Source organism: Faecalibacter rhinopitheci (genome assembly GCF_015234135.1).
Lineage (GTDB): Bacteria > Bacteroidota > Bacteroidia > Flavobacteriales > Weeksellaceae > Empedobacter > Empedobacter rhinopitheci.
On record NZ_JADGIK010000009.1, the window covers coordinates 25,742 to 46,378 of the forward strand.

Below are 20,637 nucleotides of genomic sequence, written 5' to 3' on the forward strand. Positions count from 1 at the left end.
GCCTAAAATTAAATATTTTAAAAAAGATGTACAACTCTATTAACATTCTCTGATTTTTAGTAAATTGTTACTTTTATATAATAAATTAATAATACAGTTAGAAAGATGAAATATTTTGCATTAATGTTATCGCTATTATTTACAGGGTCTGTATTTGGTCAGGAAAACGAAGGGTTATTTGCAGTAGAATATGAAATGAATGGGCAACAGATGAATTCTTTTGGGTATTCAGTGGAAAATTGTTCACAAACTCTAGTTCATAATACATGGCAAAATTGGGTACTGAACAAAGGTGGAAACTTTAATATTTTAAAAAAATATGAAGCAAATAATCTACAATTCAAAAATTCAGAAGATAAATACAAAGTTATTTTAAGCATTGTTGAGGATACTCCTGTTAAATTCACCTTAATAAATACGTTAATTGATCAGAATGGCATGTATTTTTCAGAGAACAATCCAAGTTTTAATGAAATCTATGAAAAGCTAAAAGATTTATCTTATCAAACTCGTAGAGCATGTGTCAGAAATAATTTGAAAGTTGCAAATGAATCTATGATAAGAGTAAGTAAACAAAATGTTGACTTACAAACAAAAAAAGGTAACTCAATTAAATCATATCTAAAATCAAGTAATGAATTATTAAAACTTGAAAATAAAAAAAATCTATTAGGCGAAAAACTTGATTTAATAGAAAATCAACTAGAACGCGCTACTGAAGATAAAAAAGTTGAGGTTCTTATGAAAAAGAAAGATAAAGTAGAATCTAATTTTCATAGTGTTGATGGAAAAATTCAGACTTTAACAGCTAAAGTTACTATGTCAGAGGAAACGAGCCAGGCGCTAGATGAGCAAATAGATCAAGTAACATCTCAATTACAAACTCAACGTTCTAATATTGAAAATTTAAAAACTAAATTTAATTCAATTGAACGTTAAGAATAAAAAAAGACTTATATTTAAAATAGGTATAAAACTTAATATTAATCAATAAACTAAACAACTATGGGATTATTCTCTTTTATTAAAAATGCAGGTTCAAAAGTTTTTGGAGGTTCTGAATCACCAGAAGAAAAAGCAACTAAAGTTAAAGAACATGTTGCAAAATACAACTTTGATTTATCTAATGTGCAATTTGCAGCAAATGGTGAAACAATTGTAGTATCTGGACAAGCTTTAAACATTGATGAGAAACAGAAAATTTTAGCAACAGCAGGTAATGTGGAAGGAGTAGAAGGAGTAGAAGATCAATTAACTTTGAAAACACCTCTTAAAATCGAATTACCAGATATTGCTAAAACAATGTACACTGTAAAAAGTGGAGATTCTTTATCAAAAATTGCAAAAGAAGTTTACGGAGATCCTATGAAATATCCAGTAATTTTTGAAGCTAATAAACCGATGTTAACAGATCCTGATAAAATTTATCCTGGGCAAGTACTGTATATTCCTCAGGGATAATAGTTCTAAATAAAATAAATATTAATAAAAAAAGCTCTTCGAAAATTCGTTTTCGGAGAGCTTTTTGTTATATATTTACTATGTATAAATTTAATAACAATCTATGAAGTAAGTATACTTTTGGTTCTTATCTACCCACAATATTTTACATTATATGTGTAAGTAATATTGCGGTATATAAGAAGGTTATAAATTCGTATTAATGAAATATTAGAATATTATGAAATTTTCAATTTTCCCGTTAGTTTTAATTGCTGGTACTACTATGTTCAGCTGTGTGAGTCAAAAAAAGTATGACGAATTATCAAGTCGCTTTAATTCTGTTTATTCAGAAAATCAAGGTTGCCAAACAGAATTAGCTGTTGCTAAATCTAAATTAGCTAACTATGATAACTCTTATACTCAATCAGAAAACACTGTTTCTAGTGAACGTGCACAAGTTCGTGAGTTACAAAAATTATTAAATAACTGTATTGAGGGAGGTAATAAGAACGTAGCGGAATTAGTAAAAGAAATTAACGAATCAAATAAATACATCAAACATTTAGTAGATACTAAAAACAAATCTGACAGTTTGAATATGGTATTAACTAATAACTTAACTCGTTCTTTATCTCGTGAAGAGACAAAAGATGTTGATGTACAAGTATTAAAAGGTGTAGTTTATATTTCATTATCTGATAATATGTTATATAAATCAGGATCATATGAAATTTCTCCTGCTGCAGGTGAAACGTTAAGTAAAATTGCAAAAATTATTAATGATTACAAAGATTACGATGTGTTAATCGAAGGTAATACAGATAATGTGCCAATTAACAAAACTAACATTCGTAACAACTGGGATTTATCTGCTTTACGTGCATCTTCAGTAGTACAAGCTTTACAAAATCAATTTGGTGTAGATGGAAAACGTATGACAGCTGGTGGTCGTGGAGAATACAATCCTTTAACAACTAATGCAACAGATGCAGGACGTTCTCAAAACCGTCGTACACAAATTATTATCTTACCTAAGTTAGATCAATTTATGGAATTAATTGGTCAAGGGCCAAAAGATTAATATAATTATAAGTTTTTGAATAAAAATCTATATAAAATATAGAAAAAAGCCACTGAAAAGTGGCTTTTTTCGTAACTTTTCCACACTTTTATAATTTAAATAAATCAATGGAATTATATTACTCATTTTCTGTCTTAATTGTATTAGCATCCATTTTTGCATATGTAAATTTGAGATTTCTAAAACTACCCGGAACTATCGGAATTATGTTGATTGCAATGCTGGTTTCAGTTACAATCAGACTAATAGGAGATCAATTCTTCCCAAATGCCACAAAAGAACTTTATGAACTTTTTAATGATTTAGATTTCAATGAAATCTTAATGGGCGCCATGTTAAATTTTCTATTATTTGCAGGTGCACTTCATGTTAATATAGGAGATCTCAAAAATCAGAAATGGGCTATTATGACTTATGCTACTGTTAGTGTAGTATTATCCGCATTTATAGTCTCTGGTTTACTATATTATGCTGCACCATTATTTGGTATTCAAATCCCTTACATATTTTGTTTACTTTTTGGGACTTTAATTTCCCCTACAGATCCTATCGTTGTATTAGGTATCTTAAAGCAAGCAAAAGTTCCTAAATCTATAGAAACAAAAATTACAGGAGAATCCTTATTTAATGATGGGGTAGCGGTTGTAATGTTTGCTGTAGTTCTACAAATTGCTACCAATCCTAATTTTGAAGCTACATTTGGTTCTGTTTCTAAATTATTCTTTATAGAATCAGTTGGAGGTATTTCATTGGGTGCAATATTAGGCTATTCAGCATCAAAATTAATGCAAAAAATTGATGATTATAAAGTGTCGGTTTTAATTACTTTATCAATAGTAATGGGAGGGTTTTTAATAGCTCAAGAACTACACTTTTCATCTCCATTGGCAATGGTAATTGCCGGACTTATTATTGGTAATTTTGGTAAATCTGTAGCAATGTCTAAAGAAACACAAGATTATTTAGGTAAATTTTGGGAATTAATTGATGAAATTATGAATGCCGTTTTATTCCTATTTATTGGATTTGAACTATTGTTAATAGATGATATTCTTGATCAAATTCTTTTAGGTATATTATGTATTTTTATTGTATTATTTTCTCGTTTTATTTCAATATTAATTCCATTTAAAACATTATTACGCAAAAATCCATATTCTCCAGGTTCATTACCAGTAATGGTTTGGGGAGGAATTCGTGGAGGAGTTTCAATTGCATTAGTCTTATCTATGCCAACAGGAGAATGGAAAGAATTGCTGTTAGAAATTACATATATTGTTGTGTTATTTTCTATTGTTGTGCAAGGATTAACTGTAGGTAAAGTTGCTCATAGATTTCTAAAAGATGACGATAATGAAGATGATGAAAAAATCATTAATCAAGATTAACAATAAATAAAAAAGGCGAACCATATGGTTCGCCTTTTTTATTATACTATAATATTTTAGTGCTTAAATTTTAATAAAAGCATATTTCCTTTGTAGAAGTATAACTCATTTCCTTTTATCTCATAACGGTTAACATCGTCTAAAACATGTAAAAAAGAATCTTCAGTTTTAGAATTTGGACAAAGCATTTGTGTACTTGCAATATTTCCAAAAGTGATATTATTGTTATTTAATTCTGCTGTAGTTGTAAAGTTATTACAACCAGCATATCCACTTACTTTAAATTCATCAGCATCAATTGTTAAAAAAACGTCATTGTTATTAAAACCTTTTACAATTTCATCATCTTCTAACAATTTCCATGTTGTGTTATAAAGTGTTGATTTCTTCGTGTTTAATATTGAAGCAGACGTTCCAGCTGTGGAACATGAGTTAAATATCAAACTTGATAAAGCAAAAACAGATAATACTTTTACTAATTTCATAGGCTTTTTAATTTATCTTATCTCAATTCAGCATTGAATTGAGTTTGGTAAACTTTGATTAATTTATTCATTACTCCATCAATTTCTTGATCGCTTAATGTTTTATTTTCATCCTGAATCATAAAGCTTAAGGCATATGATTTTTTACCTGCAGGTAATTTATCTCCTTCGTATACGTCGAATAAATTAATACCTTTTAATAAGTTCGTTTTCACAGAACGTGCCGCAAGATATAATTCTTCGTATTTAACTGTCGTGTCTAATAATAATGCTAAGTCACGACGAGAAGATGGGAATTTAGAAATGTCTTTGTACGTTAATTTCTGTTCGTTGGCTAACGTTAAAATAGCATCCCAGTTTAACTGAGCAAAGTAAACTTCTTGAGAAACTCCAATTTTCTTAGCTAACTTCTTGTTGATAACTCCAATTGTACCTAAAGAAACTTCGTTATTGAAGATTTCGATACCGTCAGTGTAATTATCATTATTAGCAGCTTTTTCAGCTGTAATCTCGATTTTAAGACGAACAAAAATTTGTTGAACTAAACCTTTTAAATCAGCGAAAGAAGCTTTGCGTAAATTTCCTGTCCAAGACTCAGAAGTATAGTTTCCCGATAAAACGATTCCTAAACAACGTTGCTCTTCGTAAACAGAATTTAATTTACGGTAAATTTTACCAAACTCAAATAATTTAACGTTTGTATTACGACGGTTTACATTAAACGCAACATTTTCTAATAATCCGTTTAATAATGTACGACGCATTACTGCTAAATCAGCTGAAAGTGGATTTAACATTTCTACGCTTTCTCCTTCTGGATAGAAGAATATATTTTCGTATTCTTTTTTCGTTAAAGAGTTGTTCATGGCTTCGTTGAAACCTGCAGCAGTTAATTGTCTTGCAACAAAATCTTCTGTTTTCTCAGGATCAATAGAAGTTGTAGGAACATATGAGAAAGAGAATTTTGATGGAATCTCGATATTATCGTATCCATAAATTCTTAAAATATCTTCAATAATATCTACTTCACGTTGTACATCTACACGGTAAGATGGTACTTCGATTGATAAAGTTCCATTATTTTCGTTTAAAATGTTGATGTCTAAAGCAGCTAAAATCGTTTTGATAGTCGCTTCAGGAATTTCAACACCTAATAATTCTTTAACTTTCGCTAAACGTAAATCGAATTTGAAATTTTCGATTGGTGTTGAGTAAATATCTGTAATATTAGAAGCAATTTCAGCATCTGCTAATTCTACTAATAATAAAACCGCTTTTTTCAACGCATCCACTGTAATTGTTGGATCAATTCCACGTTCGAAACGGAAAGAAGCATCTGTATTTAATCCGTGTGCTTTCGCACCTTTACGAATTGTTACAGGCTCGAAGTAAGCTGACTCTAAGAAAACATTTTTAGTAGTTTCTGTAATTCCAGAATCTTGTCCACCAAAAACACCAGCCATACACATTGGCCCGTTTTCGTTACAGATCATTAATTCGTGACCTTTTAAAGTACGCTCTACGCCGTCTAATGTTGTAAACTTAGTACCTTCAGCTAATTTTTGAACTGTAACTTTATTTCCTTCAATTTTATCTGCATCAAATGCATGTAAAGGTTGCCCTAAATCGTGTAAAATAAAGTTGGTAATATCTACTACATTGTTAATTGGTGATAGTCCAATTGTGCGTAATTTATTTTTTAACCAATCTGGAGACTCTTTTACAGTAATATTTTTTAAGTAAACACCAGCGTAACGAGGCGCAGCTTCAGTATCTGCAACTTCGATAGCGATTGGGTTCGCTCCAAAATCTGTTGTTGGATAAGCCTCTACATTGTAAGAAGTGAAAGATCCGTTAATCTCACGTGCTTTGAAAGCAGCGTATAAATCACGAGCAACTCCAAAGTGAGACATTGCGTCTGCACGGTTTGGTGTTAATCCAATTTCGATTAAGTGATCTTCTTCTTCAACAAAGATTGTTGCTAATGGAGTTCCTGCTACTAAAGCATCGTCCAATACTAAAATTCCTGAGTTATCTTCACCAATTCCTAACTCAACTTCTGAGCAGATCATTCCGAAAGATTCTTCACCACGAATTTTAGATTTTTTAATTTTAAAATCACCAGGGAAAACAGTTCCAATTGTAGCAACAGGTACAGTTTGTCCAGCTGCAACGTTTGGCGCACCACATACGATTTGTGTTGCTTGTCCGTCACCTAAGTCAATTTTAGTAACTTTTAATTTATCAGCATTTGGATGAGGTTGAGTTTCTAAAACTTTACCGACCACAACTGTTTCTAAGTATTCTTTAGCTCCACCTACTTTTTCTACACCTTCTACTTCAAGACCGATATTTGTTAATACCGCTGAAATTTCGTCTAAAGAAACTTCAGTATCAATGTAGGTTTTAAGCCAATTATATGAGATTTTCATTGTTATTTGAAAAATAGATTTTATGAAATGCTTATGCGTTTAACATTACAGGCATTACTAACATTAAGATTTCTTCGCCATCTTCTAAACCATCAACTGGTTTAATAATTCCGGCACGATTTGGTTCAGACATTTCTAATGTAATTTCATCAGATTGTAAGTTATTTAACATCTCGATTAAGAAACGTGAGTTGAAACCAATTTGTAAATCTGTTCCGTTGTAATCGCAAGGTAAACGTTCTTCCGCTTTGTTCGCGAAGTCGATATCTTCTGCAGAAATAGTTAATGAATTTCCGATTAATTTTAAACGAACTTGATTAGTTGTTTTGTTAGAGAAAATAGCTACTCGTTTTAACGATGTTAAAAATAAATTTCTGTTGATTGTTAAAACGTTTGGATTTTCTTTAGGAATTACCGCTTCATAATTAGGATACTTTCCATCGATTAAACGACATGTTAATACGATATTTTGAAAAGAGAAACGAGTATTTGTTTTGTTGTATTCAATGATAACATCATCATTATTACCACCTAAAACATTCTTTAATAAGTTTAAAGGTTTCTTCGGCATAATGTATTCAGACGTACCTGCGTTTTCTAAACCTGTACGTGTATATTTCACTAAACGATGTGCATCTGTTGCTACGAAACGGAAAATATCATTCTCTGCTTGGAAGAATACACCAGTCATAATTGGGCGTAATTCATCATTACCAGTAGCAAAAATTGTTTTTAAAATAGCTTCTGATAAAATATTAGCACCAACCGTTGTAGAATTTGCATCTTCAATATCTGGTGTTTGTGGATATTCATTTGCATCTTCAAAAGCTAATTGGTAATTTCCTTGTTCAGAAACAATTTCCAAAGTATGTCCTTCTTTTTGGATAAAAGTTAAAGGCTGAGCAGGGAAAGTTTTTAACGTATCAGTCAAGATTTTAGATGGAATTGCAATTTTACCAGTGTCATTTGACTCAACTTCTAAAGTTGTTGAAATTGTCGTTTCTAGATCAGAACCAGTGATAGTTAATTGACTTCCGTCTAATTCAAATAAAAAATTGTCAAGAATTGGCAAAGTATTATTTGAATTGATCACTCCACCGATTAAGTTAACATTTTTTAGCAACGTGTTGCTTGATACAATAAATTTCATATGTGAAGATTATTTTCCTAGATATATCTAACAAATGTAAGAAATAAACCATGAATTTAGAGAGGTCTTATACAATAATTATATAAGGAGTTATAAACATATTGTTAATCAATTGGTTGAATGTGTGGTGAAAAATTAAAAAATATTTATAAAATTCACTTAATTTTTAAAACTTCGTGATGTAAATTTGTTGTTCAAAAGATTTTTTAACAGAACTTTTTATACAGTATTTACGTTTATCAACTATCTTCAATTATTAACTGCTTTTTAAAAATAAGGTCAAATGAATATAGAATTAAAGAAGAATGGGAATAATGGCGTATTTGAATTAATTAGTGAGCAAAATATAGCTGTTGGAGAATTAACCTTTGTAATAAAAGATAATTCCCAAATGATCATTAATCATACAGGCGTTAATCCTGATTTACGTGGACGTGGATATGCCGAGAAATTAGTGTTAAAAGCAATAGAATTTGCGCGACTAAATCACTTAAAAATATTGCCATATTGTTCCTATGTAAGCGTGTATATTAGTAAACATCCAGAAGTTCAAGATATTGTTTAAATTATGAATTTAGAAAGAGTATTCGAGCATAACAAAGAATGGATAGACAAAAGATTAGCGCAAGACGTTACATTTTTTGATAAACTTTCAGCAGGACAAAAACCAGAAGTGCTTTATATAGGTTGCTCTGATAGTCGTGTAACGGCAGAAGAACTTTTAGGAGCTGAGCCAGGTGAGGTATTTGTGCACCGCAATATTGCCAATATGGTAATCGGATTAGATATGAATACAACGTCGGTTTTGGATTATGCAGTAGAGCATTTAAAGGTGAAACACGTAATCGTTTGTGGACATTATAATTGTGGTGGAATTAAATCAGCCATGATACCAAAAGATCTAGGTGTAATGAATCCTTGGTTAAGAAATATCCGAGATGTATATCGTTTGCATTCAGAAGAATTAAATGCTATTGATAACGAAGGTATGCGTTACAACCGTCTAGTAGAACTTAATGTACAAGAACAATGTGTAAATGTGGTTAAAAATCCGTTTGTACAACGTGCAATGTTAAATGAAGGTTTGCAAATTCATGGATGGGTTTTCGATTTATTTACCGGAAAATTAATTGATCTTGAATTAGATTTTGAGAAAATATTAATGAATATCAAAGAGATTTACGACATTACAGAATAACTATTTTAACATAGGTTTAAGATTTGGTTTAAAATTTGTTGTGTATTATCTACCAATGAATTAACCAACCTCAACTATGTTCAAAAAAAAATGGTTTAAAATAACAAGTATCGCATTGGCATCGGTCATCGCGATACTTTTTATTTTGAGTATAATCATCACTTCACTTATCAATCATAAACTCCCAGATATAATTGCGGAGAAGAACGATACGCCATATCATTTCAAGTATAAAAATCTTAATTTTTCTTTATTAAACAGTTCATTATTATTAAAAGATGTAGAAGTCTCTCCAAAAGACTCAACTCTTATTCGAGATTCAATTGATGTAACTGGTAAAGTAAAAGAAATAAACATTGTTGGAGTCAATTTTTTAAAATTGATCAACAAAAAAGAATTGGCAGCTTTAAGCATTAAAATTATAGAGCCTAACGTTAATTTTTATTATTCAACAGAAAAAAAACAAAAAGACACTACTCAAACAAAAGTCGGACAAAGTATTGATGTAAATTCTATAGTTATAAAAAGAGGGAATTTCAATATGTATTCTTCTTCAGGGAAAGAGCAGCTTTCTAAAGTTAAAAATATTAATATTGAATTTGGTGGTATAAAATTCAATGAACGCACTATAGAAAAGAAAATTCCGTTCAAATTTCAACATTTTGAAATTAAAATTGATACCATGTTTTTCAAAATGAACGAAAATCAATACATGGTTTCGAGTAATGTGAAATGGAATGATAAAGAGTTGATATTAAATGATTATCGGTTGAAACCTACTCGAATGAATGGTGAAAAATATTTACCTAATACCAGCGAATCCGATATTTTTGATATAGAAGCACCCAATCTTACATTAGCTAATACTGATTGGGGATTTGACCAATTTGATAAATTTTATTTTAAATCAGATTTAGTAAAATTTAAAAATCCGAATATCAATATAATCACTGCATATGAAAGCAATAAAATCTCTAAAGAAAAAGTAAAAATTAATCCAAATCAAACTCAATTAATTAACGTAAAAAAATTTGAGATTGAAAATGGAAAGGTTAAAATGTGGCATTCAGATGCTCAAAGATTTAAATTTTATATACAGAATGTAGCTTGTAATATTGAAGGAATTAAACTGAATGAATTAACACGAACAGAACAAATTCCAATAGATTACAAAACGTTTCGAATTAAACTAGATTCAATGTATTATGAATTGAATGAAATGCAATATGTACAGGCTTCTAGTCTAGATCTTTCAACTAAAAATTTAGTATTGAAAAATTTTAAAATGAAACCCTTAGTTAGTAATCAACATTTTTTGAAAAATAAAACTAGTTCCAATACATTGTTGGATGTAGAAGCACCAATTTTAACGCTGAATAATAACGAATGGGGTTTCAGAAATGATCAGTTCTATTTCAAAACAAATTCTATTAAATTGGATGAAGTGGTCTTGAAATTATTGAAACAAAAAAATGAAAAACAAGTTGCAAAGAAAGCAGAAAATGCGACGAATAAATTTCTTATAAATTTTGATTTACAAGTAGATACTATTCAAATTAAGAAATCAAGATTTTTAGCTAACCAAAAATTTGATTTTGATAACGTTGATATCACATTTTTAGGTTTAAAAAATAATTATGGAAAAGAATTAGATATACAAAATGTCATCGTTAAAAATCCAAAATTTACAATTTTTGGTCAACCAAAACGTGTCGCACAACGGGCTAATAATGCTGAAAAGACTTTTCACGATATTATTAAAATTAAAAATACAAGTATACAGAATGGGATTTTGCAAATGATCCCATATGGTAGTAAAAGTCCAAATTTTACTTTAAAACAATTCAATCTCGGTTTTGCTAATTTAAAAGTAGACCCTAAAACGGTTAAGAACTCAATTCCTTTTATTTATGATGGTGTGAACTTAAAGTCAGCTGGAATTGATTTTGATATGAGCGAATTTTATAAACTAAATACTTCAAATCTTCAATTTCAGAATGGTAGTTTGGTCGTTAATCAAGTCAAATTACAACCTAAGCTAAATCGTCAAACCTTCGTAAACCAATTAAAAAAAGAAGCTGATATGTATAATGTTTCAGTCAATCAATTAAAAGGAGAAGGCATAAAATGGGGTATTGATAGTGGACAAGATTTTTTTCTAAATGCTACAGAGATGACGTTGGACGGAATGTATGCAAATATTTTTAGAAGTAAAATTCCTGCCGATGACACTTCTAAAAAGACCATGTTTTCTGAAAAATTAAGAAAAATGAAGATTGGTTTAGGAATCAATCAACTCAACATCGTAAAATCTAAATTAGAATATGAAGAAGAAGGTCCAAATAGTAATGGGACTGGAAAATTATCTTTTACAGATATTAATGCGGTTGCCAAAAATGTAAATTCAGGCTATAAAAAATCTTCTTTACCGGACGTTAATTTAAATTGGCATTCTAATTTTATGCAAGGAAAAATGTATGCAAATTGGACTTTTAACCCAATGAATACTTCAGAAAAATTTAATATTAAAGGATGGATTAAAAATATGCCAGCCAAAAGTATGGATCCTTTCCTTAAACCTTATCTAAAAGTTTCTGCTGAAGGACAATTTAATGAAATTAATTTCAATTTTACCGGAAATGATTTTAAAGCAGGTGGAGATTTTGACATCCGTTACAATAACTTAAAAGTGAATATATTAAAAGATTCCGGTGAAAAGAGAAAATTATTGTCTGCAATTGGAAATGTGTTAGTAAGTAAAAATGATAAAGGAGAGGGAAAAGTTGCTAAAGTAGAAGGTGTGGAAAGAGATTCGCAAAAATCGTTTTTTAATTTCTTTTTAGCTTGTATCTTAGATGGATTAAAACAAACATTACTCATCATATAAAATGGAGATAAAAAGAACCGTACTAATTACAGGAGCAACATCTGGAATTGGAATGGCAACGGCCAAAAAATTAGCACCAAATTACCGTTTAATTCTTTGTGGAAGAAGACAGGAACGACTTGATGTCTTAAAAACTGAACTGGGACAGCTAACTGAAGTAATTACTTTAAACTTTGATGTACGAGATAAAGCAGCCGTATACAATTCGATTGATAATTTACCTGAAATATGGCAAAATATAGATGTTTTGATAAATGATGCTGGAAATGCACATGGTTTATCCACATTCGATAAAGCAGACATAGATGATTTAGAAGCAATGATTGATATCAATGTTAAAGGGTTAATCTACGTAACGAAAGCTGTAATTCCTTATCTAAAGCAATCGGATAATGCGCATATTGTTAATTTATCTTCAATTGCAGGTAAAGAAGTCTATCTAAATGGAGCAACATATTGTGCTTCTAAAGCTGCTGTAGAATCACTGAGTAAAGGGATGCGTTATGATTTACAACCTTTCGGAATTAAAGTTACTAATGTTGCACCAGGAGCTGTGGAGACTGAGTTTTCTTTAGTTCGTTTTAAAGGTGATGAAGAAAAATCGGCGAATGTTTACAAAGGATTTGAGCCTTTGGTTGCAGAAGATATCGCAGATACAATAGCTTATGCATTAAATGCTCCTAAGCATGTACAAATTGCTGATGTTACGATTTTTCCGCGTGCTCAAGCAGGTGGAACTTCAATTTTTCGAAAATAAATAAGGATAATTTATTAAAAATATTTTTATTCCAAGCCTCTGATACAGAGGCTTTTTTTAGTTACTTCATTTTTTTTATAAAAAATAATGTAACGTTTTTTGTTTTGAAGAGTCTTTTAAGTAAGAATTGCAATTCGTACCTAATCAATTATAACACTAACACTAGAAAACATTACATATGAAAAAAATAATATTCTTATTTGCTATAGTTACAGCATCTTTTTTAAATGCACAAACTTCAAAATTTAATCAATTATTTGAACAACTTCAAAATACAAAAGGAGTAACAACAATTTCTGTTAACAAAGGAATGTTTAACATGATTAGTAATTTGAAATTGGAAAATGAGGTTGAAAATTTTAGTGAAATTATCAAAGGAATTAATTCGATTAAATTAATTGTTGTAGAATCAAAAAGTAATCAGATGGTTCAGAAAAAACTTAAGAATATGGTAAAAGATATGAAGTTGGAAGAACTATTAGCAATAAATAATGAAGGAAATAAAATAAAATTTTATACAGAAGACAGTGGAGCAAAAAGTTTCAAGAACTTATTATTAGATATTTCATCGGGAGAAGAAAATGTTTTTATGGTTTTAGATGGTGAAATAAAAGCAAGTGATATCAACAAACAAATTAAAATCGTTTCAAAATAATTGACTATGAAAAAAATGATATACTTTATCATGCTTGTTACTGCAATTAGTTTAACATCATGTGTTTCATTTAAAAAATCGAATATGGATTTTGTAGATGCTAAACAATTAGGTGGAAATACAGAAATAGTAGCAGTTAATTTACCAACTGGTTTAGCAAAACCTTTTATTATTAAATCCCTAAAAAAAGATAAAGAATCTAAAGAAGTTATTACATTAATAAAAGGAATTAAAAAAGTAAAGATTTTAACTCTATCTAATCCAGATTTAAAATTTGTTGCTGATTTTGAAAAATATAAATCAGATAACAATCTTGAAGAATTATTAGTAATTAATAGTGAAGGAGACGAAGTGAAAATTAATGCTATTCATAATAAAGATATAATTAATCGATTACTGTTGGAAGTAAAATCAAACACAAATGAAATTGTTTATGTGGATTTGAAGGGAAAATTTAACCTTGAAGATTTATCAAAATTAGCAAGTCAATAACATTAGAGCTCGATATTTTTTCGAGCTTTTTTTATAATGAGGCATAATCGATGTAACAATTCGTAACTTAAAACGTCTTTTAAGAAATTAACACTACATGACACAGCAAAGTTTTAAAGATAATGTGTTTGTCCATAAAAATAAACTCTTTCGTTTTGCGAGGCGATTCCTTGTAAGCGAAGATGAAGCTTTTGATGTGGTGCAAGATATTATGGTTAAACTTTGGCACAAAAAAGATGAGTTATCTACCATAGAAAATATAGAAGCTTATGCAATGCGAATGGTAAATAATGAATGCATTAATAGGCTGAGGAAATTTGAAACTAGAGAGGCTTACAAAAATAATTATACAGCAAATCAATCCACAGAAAATTATTACGAAGAATTAAAACCTATTATTTTAGATTATATCAATCAATTACCAGATAAACAGCGAGCAGTTATCCATCTAAGAGATGTAGAAGAGTATGAAATGAAAGAGATTGCAGAAATGTTATCCATGGAAGAAACTGCAGTACGCGTAAATCTTACACGTGCCAGACAAAAAGTAAAGACGCAATTAAATACATTTTTATCTAATGAAACCAGAAGACTCAAAATTATCAGCTAAGGAAAATCAGCATCTTGAAAATATTCTGGATCAAGATTATTTGGATTTTTTGGAACAAGAACGTGAAGTGAAAATGGATTTATCTTTCGATGATTTTTTATCCATTACAGCACAAAATAAAGTAAAAAAGGCTAAGCGAAAAAAAAATCATATAGTTAATATTATCACTAGTATTGCGGCTTGTTCGTTAGTGGGGATGGGTATTTTTTATAGTTTAGAAAATACATATGATTATAAATCTCAACCTCAAATTGAAATAATAAATCATCAATTAAATTCTGAACATTTAATTGTAAGGAGTGATGTAGAAACAAACATAAATATACAGGTTGAACCGCTGAAAAAAACTAATACAATTGTTCCTGAAAATATAGATGCAAAAAGTCAAAAAATAAAAAATGAAGTTATAGTTTCGATGAATCAGCCGGAGGAATTAGTGATAATTAATGGAGATGTTATTACGAATCCAGAAGAAGCAGAGAAAATAACTTTAGATGCATTAAAGCTATTGGCTACTAATATTTCTAAAGGCGGAGAAGCAGTAAACCAATTGAAACATTTATCGATTGAATTATAAATTTAAAAAAGTATGAAAAAATATATATACATCGTTTTATTGATTATTTGCAGTTTTGCAAATGGACAACAAAATAAATATCAAAAAATTTATTACGATTTTGAAGATACAAAAGGCGTAACTACAATTAGTATCAATAAAGCAATGTTTAACATGTTAGGGAATTTGCAATTGGATGAAGATTTGAAGAATATGGAATCATTATTCAAAAAGATGAATTCTATTAAAATGATTATTGCAACAGACAAACAAAACGAAATAGTGAGAACAAGTTTAAAAAACGCATTTAGAAATTTAAATTTGGAAGAGCTAATGGCGATTAATAATGAAGGTAATAAAGTTAAATTTTATGCGGAAGATTCAAATTCTAAGGTATTTAAAAATTTAATTCTTAATATTATTTCAGATGAAACTTTAATGTACATGATTTTGGATGGTGAAATAAGTGCAGATGATCTCAATACACTGATAAAATAAAATTTGACCATTTATACTAAATAGTGATGTTAAAAAGTACAATTAATTGAATTGATAAGAATGTTTTATTATATATCTATGTAATATAGATTTAATGCTATTTTGTATTTCAAGAAATTTATTAATAAAAAAATGCAGCTTTTAATATAAGCTGCATTCAAATTCAAATATTTATTAATTCTTGATGAATTTAATACTAGTTGATTGTTTATTCGTTTTGATTGTTATAATGTACGTTCCTTTAGTAAGATCAGCAACATTAATTTTACCGGTTTTAGTACTTGTTTCTTTTAATTTCTGACCAGTAAGAGAATGTATAGTTAGACTTGCTTCACCCGTAATTCCTTCAACAGATAATATATCTTTTACAGGGTTTGGATAAACATTAATTTTTTGTGTATTTTGATCTACTTGCGTAGTATTTAAGTAATTTGTTAAATCTAAGTAGAATCCAAATAGGTTATAATTATTGTCTCTTGCTACACCGACAATCTTTGTCCCATCTGGTGAGATAGCTAATGGTAATGATAAAATTAGGTTTTTAGTGTCTATACCTAATGATTCTACATATTCATTTAGATTAACTCTTCCATTTGTTTCATCCCAAATAAAACCTTCACCTAAAGCAGGTGGGCCAGGCCATCCTCTGAAATATCCAATAACTTTAGAGCCATCTTCCGTAATAGATGTTGCACCACCTCTAAAAAACATTCCAGCATTTGGATGAGTAATATAAGTTACTCCAGTATTTTCATTCCATATGTAGGCATTATATCCATTAGCTCCAATTGCATATTTGCCATTTCCTGAGATTTCACCTAATTCAGAAACTGGGTTACCCTGCGCATCATATATCAAAGTTTGAACACCATTTTTCCAAACAGATGCTTGCCTAAAACCACTTTCTTGATCTTGCCAACCTACAATAGTACTTTTGTCATCACTTATGCTATTTGCTCTAGATGAAACATTTTCATTATGTTCTAAAGTTGTGAAACCTTCTTCCTCAGTCCATTTTATTGCTCTACCTTTTCCAGTTGCTGACCATCCAAGTCCTACAATAGCTTTACCATCGTTAGTTATTCCCCACGGAGAACTCTTCGAGTTATCTAAAGAACTCTCAATTCCGCCTAAGAAAATAGCAGATTTGTTTGAGAAATCAAATATGCTTATTTCATTTTGTTGTGTTTCAGGATTTGTTAAATAAGCTATTATTTTATTACCATCTTCACCTACCAAAGGTTTACCCATATATTCTGCAATTGCTAATGTCCCAATTTCTTGTAAACCATCTTCTACAGTCCATCGTAAAGTTGCCACATTACCAGCTGATGAAGCCACAACTCCAGCATTATTTACATCTTGAGGTGTAATTCCATTTCCAATATTATATAACTGAGCATTTGAATAAGTGCTTGAAAGGAAAGATAATCCAAAAAGGATAAATGGAAGGCTGTAAATTTTTTTCATGTTTTTAGTGTTTAATTTTTAACAATTTTAGATTTAATTTTTATAAAACTGAAGAAAAAGTGTTTTAAAATTCATGCATTCTAAAATATAAAAAAAATTATGTCGTTATATATCAATTGATTGTATTTTAGAATAAAAGAATATTTTAAACGTTAAAAGAACATATATATGTATAAAAACTTGATTTACTATGCTTTACTGTTTTTTCTTTTCTCAGGAAGTGTATTAAAATCACAGAATAATCAAGATTTTTATAAACTGCTTGATAAGAGTATAGAGCGTCTTTATCAGAATCCGAATGAATCAATAAATTTTACAGAAGGTATTTTATTCAATCAGCAAGATCCTGAACACCAAATGATGCTAAAAAATGTGATTTCTCAAGCTTTTATCATGAAAGGTGAATTTGTGCAATCTCTTAGGGTTTCTATGGATGTTGAAAATTTAGATTATAACCATACTATTTCTAATTTTTCTGTATTCTATTCAGATTATGCATTGGCAGAACAATATCAAAATGTAGGGCTGTTCAATCAATCGAGCAGATTATTAAATGAAATCATTCAGCAATATTCTAATTCAGTAAATATTTCTAAAAATTCTAAAATTACATTAGCTAAAGTGTATCAGTTAGAATCTATTAATCAGACAGTATTTAAAAATTATGAAAAAGCGATTGAATTAATTGAAAAGAGTACCAATTTATTAGAGGTGATTTCCGCAGAGAATTCTATACTTCAATTAGAGAATTCTATCTTTAAAGCATCAATATATATTCAGAAACAAGAAATAAAAGAAGCTAAAAATATTTTACACCAAACGATATTATTTTTAGATAAAAACGATCAATTTCCTTTTGTCAAAGCGTTTGCTTATGAGCGTGCAGCTAGAGCTTCTTTTTTAGAAAAAGATTATTTAAATGCTATTAAATATTTAGAAATAGCCAATAAAGCAATTATTGATTTAGATTATAATTTGATGAAAAGTTATATTTATCTAGGATTTTCAAGAAATTATTTAGCTTTAAACAATAAAGATAAATATCAAATTTTTGATAAAAAATATACTGATTTAAAATCTAAATTAGAAATGAATCAGAAAGAGGGAATCCGATATTTAGTAAAATTGACAGAAGCGCATGAGGATAATTATAGTGAATATTTACAACTATCTCAACAAAAAAAATCAAATACAATTTTATTAACAATTGGATGTATAGTGGGTATTGCAAGTTTGATTTTGTTATATGTATATAAAAATACATTGAATGCAAAAAAACAGCTAGATTTTTTTAATGATCAAATACAATTTTTGGAAAATAGGAAAACAAATTCATCAACGGAAAATGTAAAAGAAATAAAACGAAATCTAGTTATACATAAGGATACAGAAAATGAAATTATAATGAAGTTATCAGATTTTGAGAAGTCAGATCGTTTTCTAAATCCTGAAATATCTCTTGCAGTATTGGCAGGCCAATTGGAAACAAATACCAAATATTTATCTGAAGTTATTAATAAATACAAGGGCAAAAATTTTAACTCATACATTAATCATTTACGTATTAATTACATTGCGTATCTTCTAAAAACACAACCAGAATATCTAAATTATAAAGTAAGTTACTTAGCTACTATTTCTGGGTTTTCTTCTCATAGCTCGTTTGCTACAGTTTTTAAGTCTGTTACAGGAGTGTCACCTAATGTTTATATTCAACAAATTAATCAATTAGAAAACGGATGAAGTTAAAATTAACCTTAATTATCGGATTAATAAGTGTAATAACAATTTTTGGAAATAATCCCAATAAACTTTTATACAATAAAGCTTTAGATAATTTATTTAAAAATCCTGACTATTCTTTACAATTAGCTCAAAAATTATTGAAATTAGATTCAGATCCTAATAATCAAGCGAAATATTATATTTTATCATCTACAGCTTACATCGCGAAAAGAGATTTTGAAGCTTCATTAAATGAAAATTTAAAGGCCAAGGCATTATTAAATGAAATTTCTGACCATTCTGTTCGATCTAATGTTTTACTAAATATTGCAATTCAATATCAGCAAATTGAATTATTTAGTAAAAGTTTTGAAACTTTAAAGGATGCGGAAAGTGAGATTGAACATATGCAAGATAATCAAAAAATAAAATTTTCTATTCTTGGTAAAATAGATGCCGTAAGAGGAATGATTTATAAAAGTCAATCCAACCCCGAGCTTGCTTTAGAAAAATTTTTTAATGCAGTAAATAATCTTAAAAATAATCAAGCTGATCCTACTACGCAATCTAATTTAAGTGTTGTGTATTATAATATAGGATATTGTTATCTTGATATGCAAGACAAACATAATGCAGAAAAATATTATCAAGAATCTCTAAAATATGCTAAGAAAATAAAGGCAAAAAGTTTGGAAGCTTTCGCACTAAAAGGTCTTGCGGAAGTTTATTTTGTAGATAGAAATTATGAGAAAGCCTTAGAAGTATTAAATGAAGCAGAGTCTTTAGCAACGCATATTGGAGACTTGGTATTAAATGAAGGAATTTATTTAGCCAAAGCGGAAAATTATCTGGTGCTCAATAATTTTAGTTCCTATAAAAAATACAATGAAAAATACATAGACACATTTTATAAAAGACAACAAAGCGAGATACAATCAATAAGTAGTGCAATAGATCATCAAGTTACTATTAATAAGGAATCGAATCAAAAATTAATAAGTAAACATCAAAAAGTAAATTATACTATACTTGTTATTGGAGGAGTAATGATGATTATAATGTTCTATTTAATGATAAAGTTTAATAAAAAGAGAATTTCTATTCAAAATCAATTAAAAAGTATTTCAACAAAATAGAAAGCAGTAAATTAAATCCATATTTGAATATTACAATAGAAAAATGCGAGCTTATTTTAATTAACTCGCATGTATAATTTTTAAGAAGTTTTATTTAAAGAATTTTCCTAATAATCCAGCAACATCTGAAGCACCTAATTTACCATCACCATCTTGATCTAAAAATTTTTCAAATCCGCCTAAGTTAACTCCTGCTGAAGCAGCATTTGTACCACCAACTAAAGATCCTAATAAATCTGTAATTCCTCCAGCTTGCACATTGTTTTGTTGTTTTTGTTTACCTAAAAATCCCATAACAATAGGTGCAACAAGTGCTAATATTTTTATGACTTGACCAGTATCTAAACCAGATTGTTTTCCGATAGCATTCGCAACATTACTCTGATTATTACCTAATACATGATTCAAAATTCCAAGTCCGTCTTGTTGGTTACCTCCTTGATTTAAAAAACCTGCTAAATTGTCTAAGATATTACCATCATGCTTTTCTAATGCACTGTTGATACCATTTGCACCACCCGATTGTGCATTTTTATTTAATGCTGTTAATAGAAATGGAATTGCAGCACCCACTGCTGTTTGAGCTTGAGTTTCGTTAATTCCTAATTGCTTTGCTGCAGAACCAACGATTTGTTGTCCCATTGCACCTTGTAATAATGAAGATAAATCCATAG

Annotated in this window: 20 protein-coding genes; 15 read left to right on the forward strand and 5 right to left on the reverse strand. The window is 29.1% G+C overall.

The genetic code is table 11. The features are described from left to right. Positions 1–105 precede the first annotated feature (105 nt). The 4 genes from IM532_RS12000 to IM532_RS12015 all read left to right on the forward strand — a co-directional run bounded on the left by IM532_RS12000 (position 106) and on the right by IM532_RS12015 (position 3,912). The gene (locus IM532_RS12000; RefSeq protein WP_194183696.1) at positions 106–939 is read left to right on the forward strand and encodes a hypothetical protein; all 834 of its coding nucleotides are present in this window, start codon (positions 106–108) and stop codon (positions 937–939) included. 66 nt (positions 940–1,005) lie between these two features. Further along, complete coding sequence (gene lysM / locus IM532_RS12005; protein WP_194183697.1) at positions 1,006–1,461, forward strand: peptidoglycan-binding protein LysM; 456 nt, start codon at positions 1,006–1,008, stop codon at positions 1,459–1,461. Positions 1,462–1,681: 220 nt separating this feature from the next. Next, positions 1,682–2,524 carry an OmpA/MotB family protein gene (locus IM532_RS12010; RefSeq protein WP_194183698.1) on the forward strand — a complete coding sequence of 281 codons (843 nt, stop codon included), beginning with the start codon at positions 1,682–1,684 and terminating at the stop codon, positions 2,522–2,524. A 107-nt stretch (positions 2,525–2,631) separates the two neighbouring features. After that, positions 2,632–3,912, forward strand: coding sequence for a cation:proton antiporter (locus IM532_RS12015; protein ID WP_194183699.1), 1,281 nt, complete (start codon positions 2,632–2,634; stop codon positions 3,910–3,912). A gap of 56 nt (positions 3,913–3,968) precedes the next feature. Here IM532_RS12015 and IM532_RS12020 read toward each other — a convergent pair whose 3' ends face one another. The 3 genes from IM532_RS12020 to dnaN are packed head-to-tail and all read right to left on the reverse strand — an operon-like array spanning position 3,969 to position 7,979. Next, on the reverse strand, positions 3,969–4,397 hold the full coding sequence (locus IM532_RS12020; RefSeq protein WP_194183700.1) for an META domain-containing protein: 429 nt from the start codon (positions 4,395–4,397) through the stop codon (positions 3,969–3,971). Between the two features lie 17 nt (positions 4,398–4,414). Beyond that, positions 4,415–6,829 carry a phenylalanine--tRNA ligase subunit beta gene (pheT, locus tag IM532_RS12025; RefSeq protein ID WP_194183701.1) on the reverse strand — a complete coding sequence of 805 codons (2,415 nt, stop codon included), beginning with the start codon at positions 6,827–6,829 and terminating at the stop codon, positions 4,415–4,417. A 31-nt stretch (positions 6,830–6,860) separates the two neighbouring features. Then, the gene (dnaN, locus tag IM532_RS12030; RefSeq protein ID WP_194183702.1) at positions 6,861–7,979 is read right to left on the reverse strand and encodes a DNA polymerase III subunit beta; all 1,119 of its coding nucleotides are present in this window, start codon (positions 7,977–7,979) and stop codon (positions 6,861–6,863) included. Between the two features lie 283 nt (positions 7,980–8,262). On the opposite strand from dnaN, the gene IM532_RS12035 reads away from it, so the two are divergent. From IM532_RS12035 to IM532_RS12075, 9 genes are all read left to right on the forward strand, one after another. Next, positions 8,263–8,544: a GNAT family N-acetyltransferase gene (locus IM532_RS12035; RefSeq protein ID WP_194183703.1), complete on the forward strand. Its 282-nt coding sequence runs from the start codon at positions 8,263–8,265 to the stop codon at positions 8,542–8,544. Between the two features lie 3 nt (positions 8,545–8,547). Then, a complete protein-coding gene (locus tag IM532_RS12040) occupies positions 8,548–9,177 on the forward strand; it encodes a carbonic anhydrase (protein WP_194183704.1) in 630 nt (209 codons plus the stop codon). 76 nt (positions 9,178–9,253) lie between these two features. Next, positions 9,254–12,064 carry a hypothetical protein gene (locus IM532_RS12045; RefSeq protein ID WP_194183705.1) on the forward strand — a complete coding sequence of 937 codons (2,811 nt, stop codon included), beginning with the start codon at positions 9,254–9,256 and terminating at the stop codon, positions 12,062–12,064. Between the two features lies 1 nt (position 12,065). Continuing rightward, the gene (locus IM532_RS12050) at positions 12,066–12,821 is read left to right on the forward strand and encodes an SDR family NAD(P)-dependent oxidoreductase (protein WP_194183706.1); all 756 of its coding nucleotides are present in this window, start codon (positions 12,066–12,068) and stop codon (positions 12,819–12,821) included. A gap of 178 nt (positions 12,822–12,999) precedes the next feature. Continuing rightward, a complete protein-coding gene (locus tag IM532_RS12055) occupies positions 13,000–13,476 on the forward strand; it encodes a DUF4252 domain-containing protein (RefSeq protein ID WP_194183707.1) in 477 nt (158 codons plus the stop codon). Positions 13,477–13,482: 6 nt separating this feature from the next. Next, complete coding sequence (locus IM532_RS12060) at positions 13,483–13,968, forward strand: DUF4252 domain-containing protein (RefSeq protein WP_194183708.1); 486 nt, start codon at positions 13,483–13,485, stop codon at positions 13,966–13,968. Positions 13,969–14,065: 97 nt separating this feature from the next. Next, positions 14,066–14,578 carry an RNA polymerase sigma factor gene (locus IM532_RS12065; protein ID WP_194183709.1) on the forward strand — a complete coding sequence of 171 codons (513 nt, stop codon included), beginning with the start codon at positions 14,066–14,068 and terminating at the stop codon, positions 14,576–14,578. Next, positions 14,547–15,155, forward strand: coding sequence for a hypothetical protein (locus IM532_RS12070; RefSeq protein WP_194183710.1), 609 nt, complete (start codon positions 14,547–14,549; stop codon positions 15,153–15,155). The genes IM532_RS12065 and IM532_RS12070 overlap by 32 nt, the downstream gene beginning before the upstream one ends. Before the next feature lie 12 nt (positions 15,156–15,167). After that, positions 15,168–15,632: a DUF4252 domain-containing protein gene (locus tag IM532_RS12075; protein ID WP_194183711.1), complete on the forward strand. Its 465-nt coding sequence runs from the start codon at positions 15,168–15,170 to the stop codon at positions 15,630–15,632. Positions 15,633–15,806: 174 nt separating this feature from the next. On the opposite strand, the gene IM532_RS12080 is transcribed toward IM532_RS12075, so the two are convergent. Beyond that, on the reverse strand, positions 15,807–17,102 hold the full coding sequence (locus IM532_RS12080) for a T9SS type A sorting domain-containing protein (protein WP_194183712.1): 1,296 nt from the start codon (positions 17,100–17,102) through the stop codon (positions 15,807–15,809). Between the two features lie 168 nt (positions 17,103–17,270). Between IM532_RS12080 and IM532_RS12085 the strand changes: the two genes are divergently transcribed. After that, positions 17,271–18,845 carry a response regulator transcription factor gene (locus IM532_RS12085; protein ID WP_194183713.1) on the forward strand — a complete coding sequence of 525 codons (1,575 nt, stop codon included), beginning with the start codon at positions 17,271–17,273 and terminating at the stop codon, positions 18,843–18,845. Continuing rightward, entirely contained in the window at positions 18,842–19,963 is a 1,122-nt protein-coding gene (locus IM532_RS12090; protein ID WP_194183714.1) for a tetratricopeptide repeat protein, read from the forward strand. The genes IM532_RS12085 and IM532_RS12090 overlap by 4 nt, the downstream gene beginning before the upstream one ends. Before the next feature lie 90 nt (positions 19,964–20,053). Here IM532_RS12090 and IM532_RS12095 read toward each other — a convergent pair whose 3' ends face one another. Then, complete coding sequence (locus IM532_RS12095) at positions 20,054–20,635, reverse strand: DUF937 domain-containing protein (protein ID WP_194183715.1); 582 nt, start codon at positions 20,633–20,635, stop codon at positions 20,054–20,056. Between the last annotated feature and the right edge of the window lie 2 nt (positions 20,636–20,637).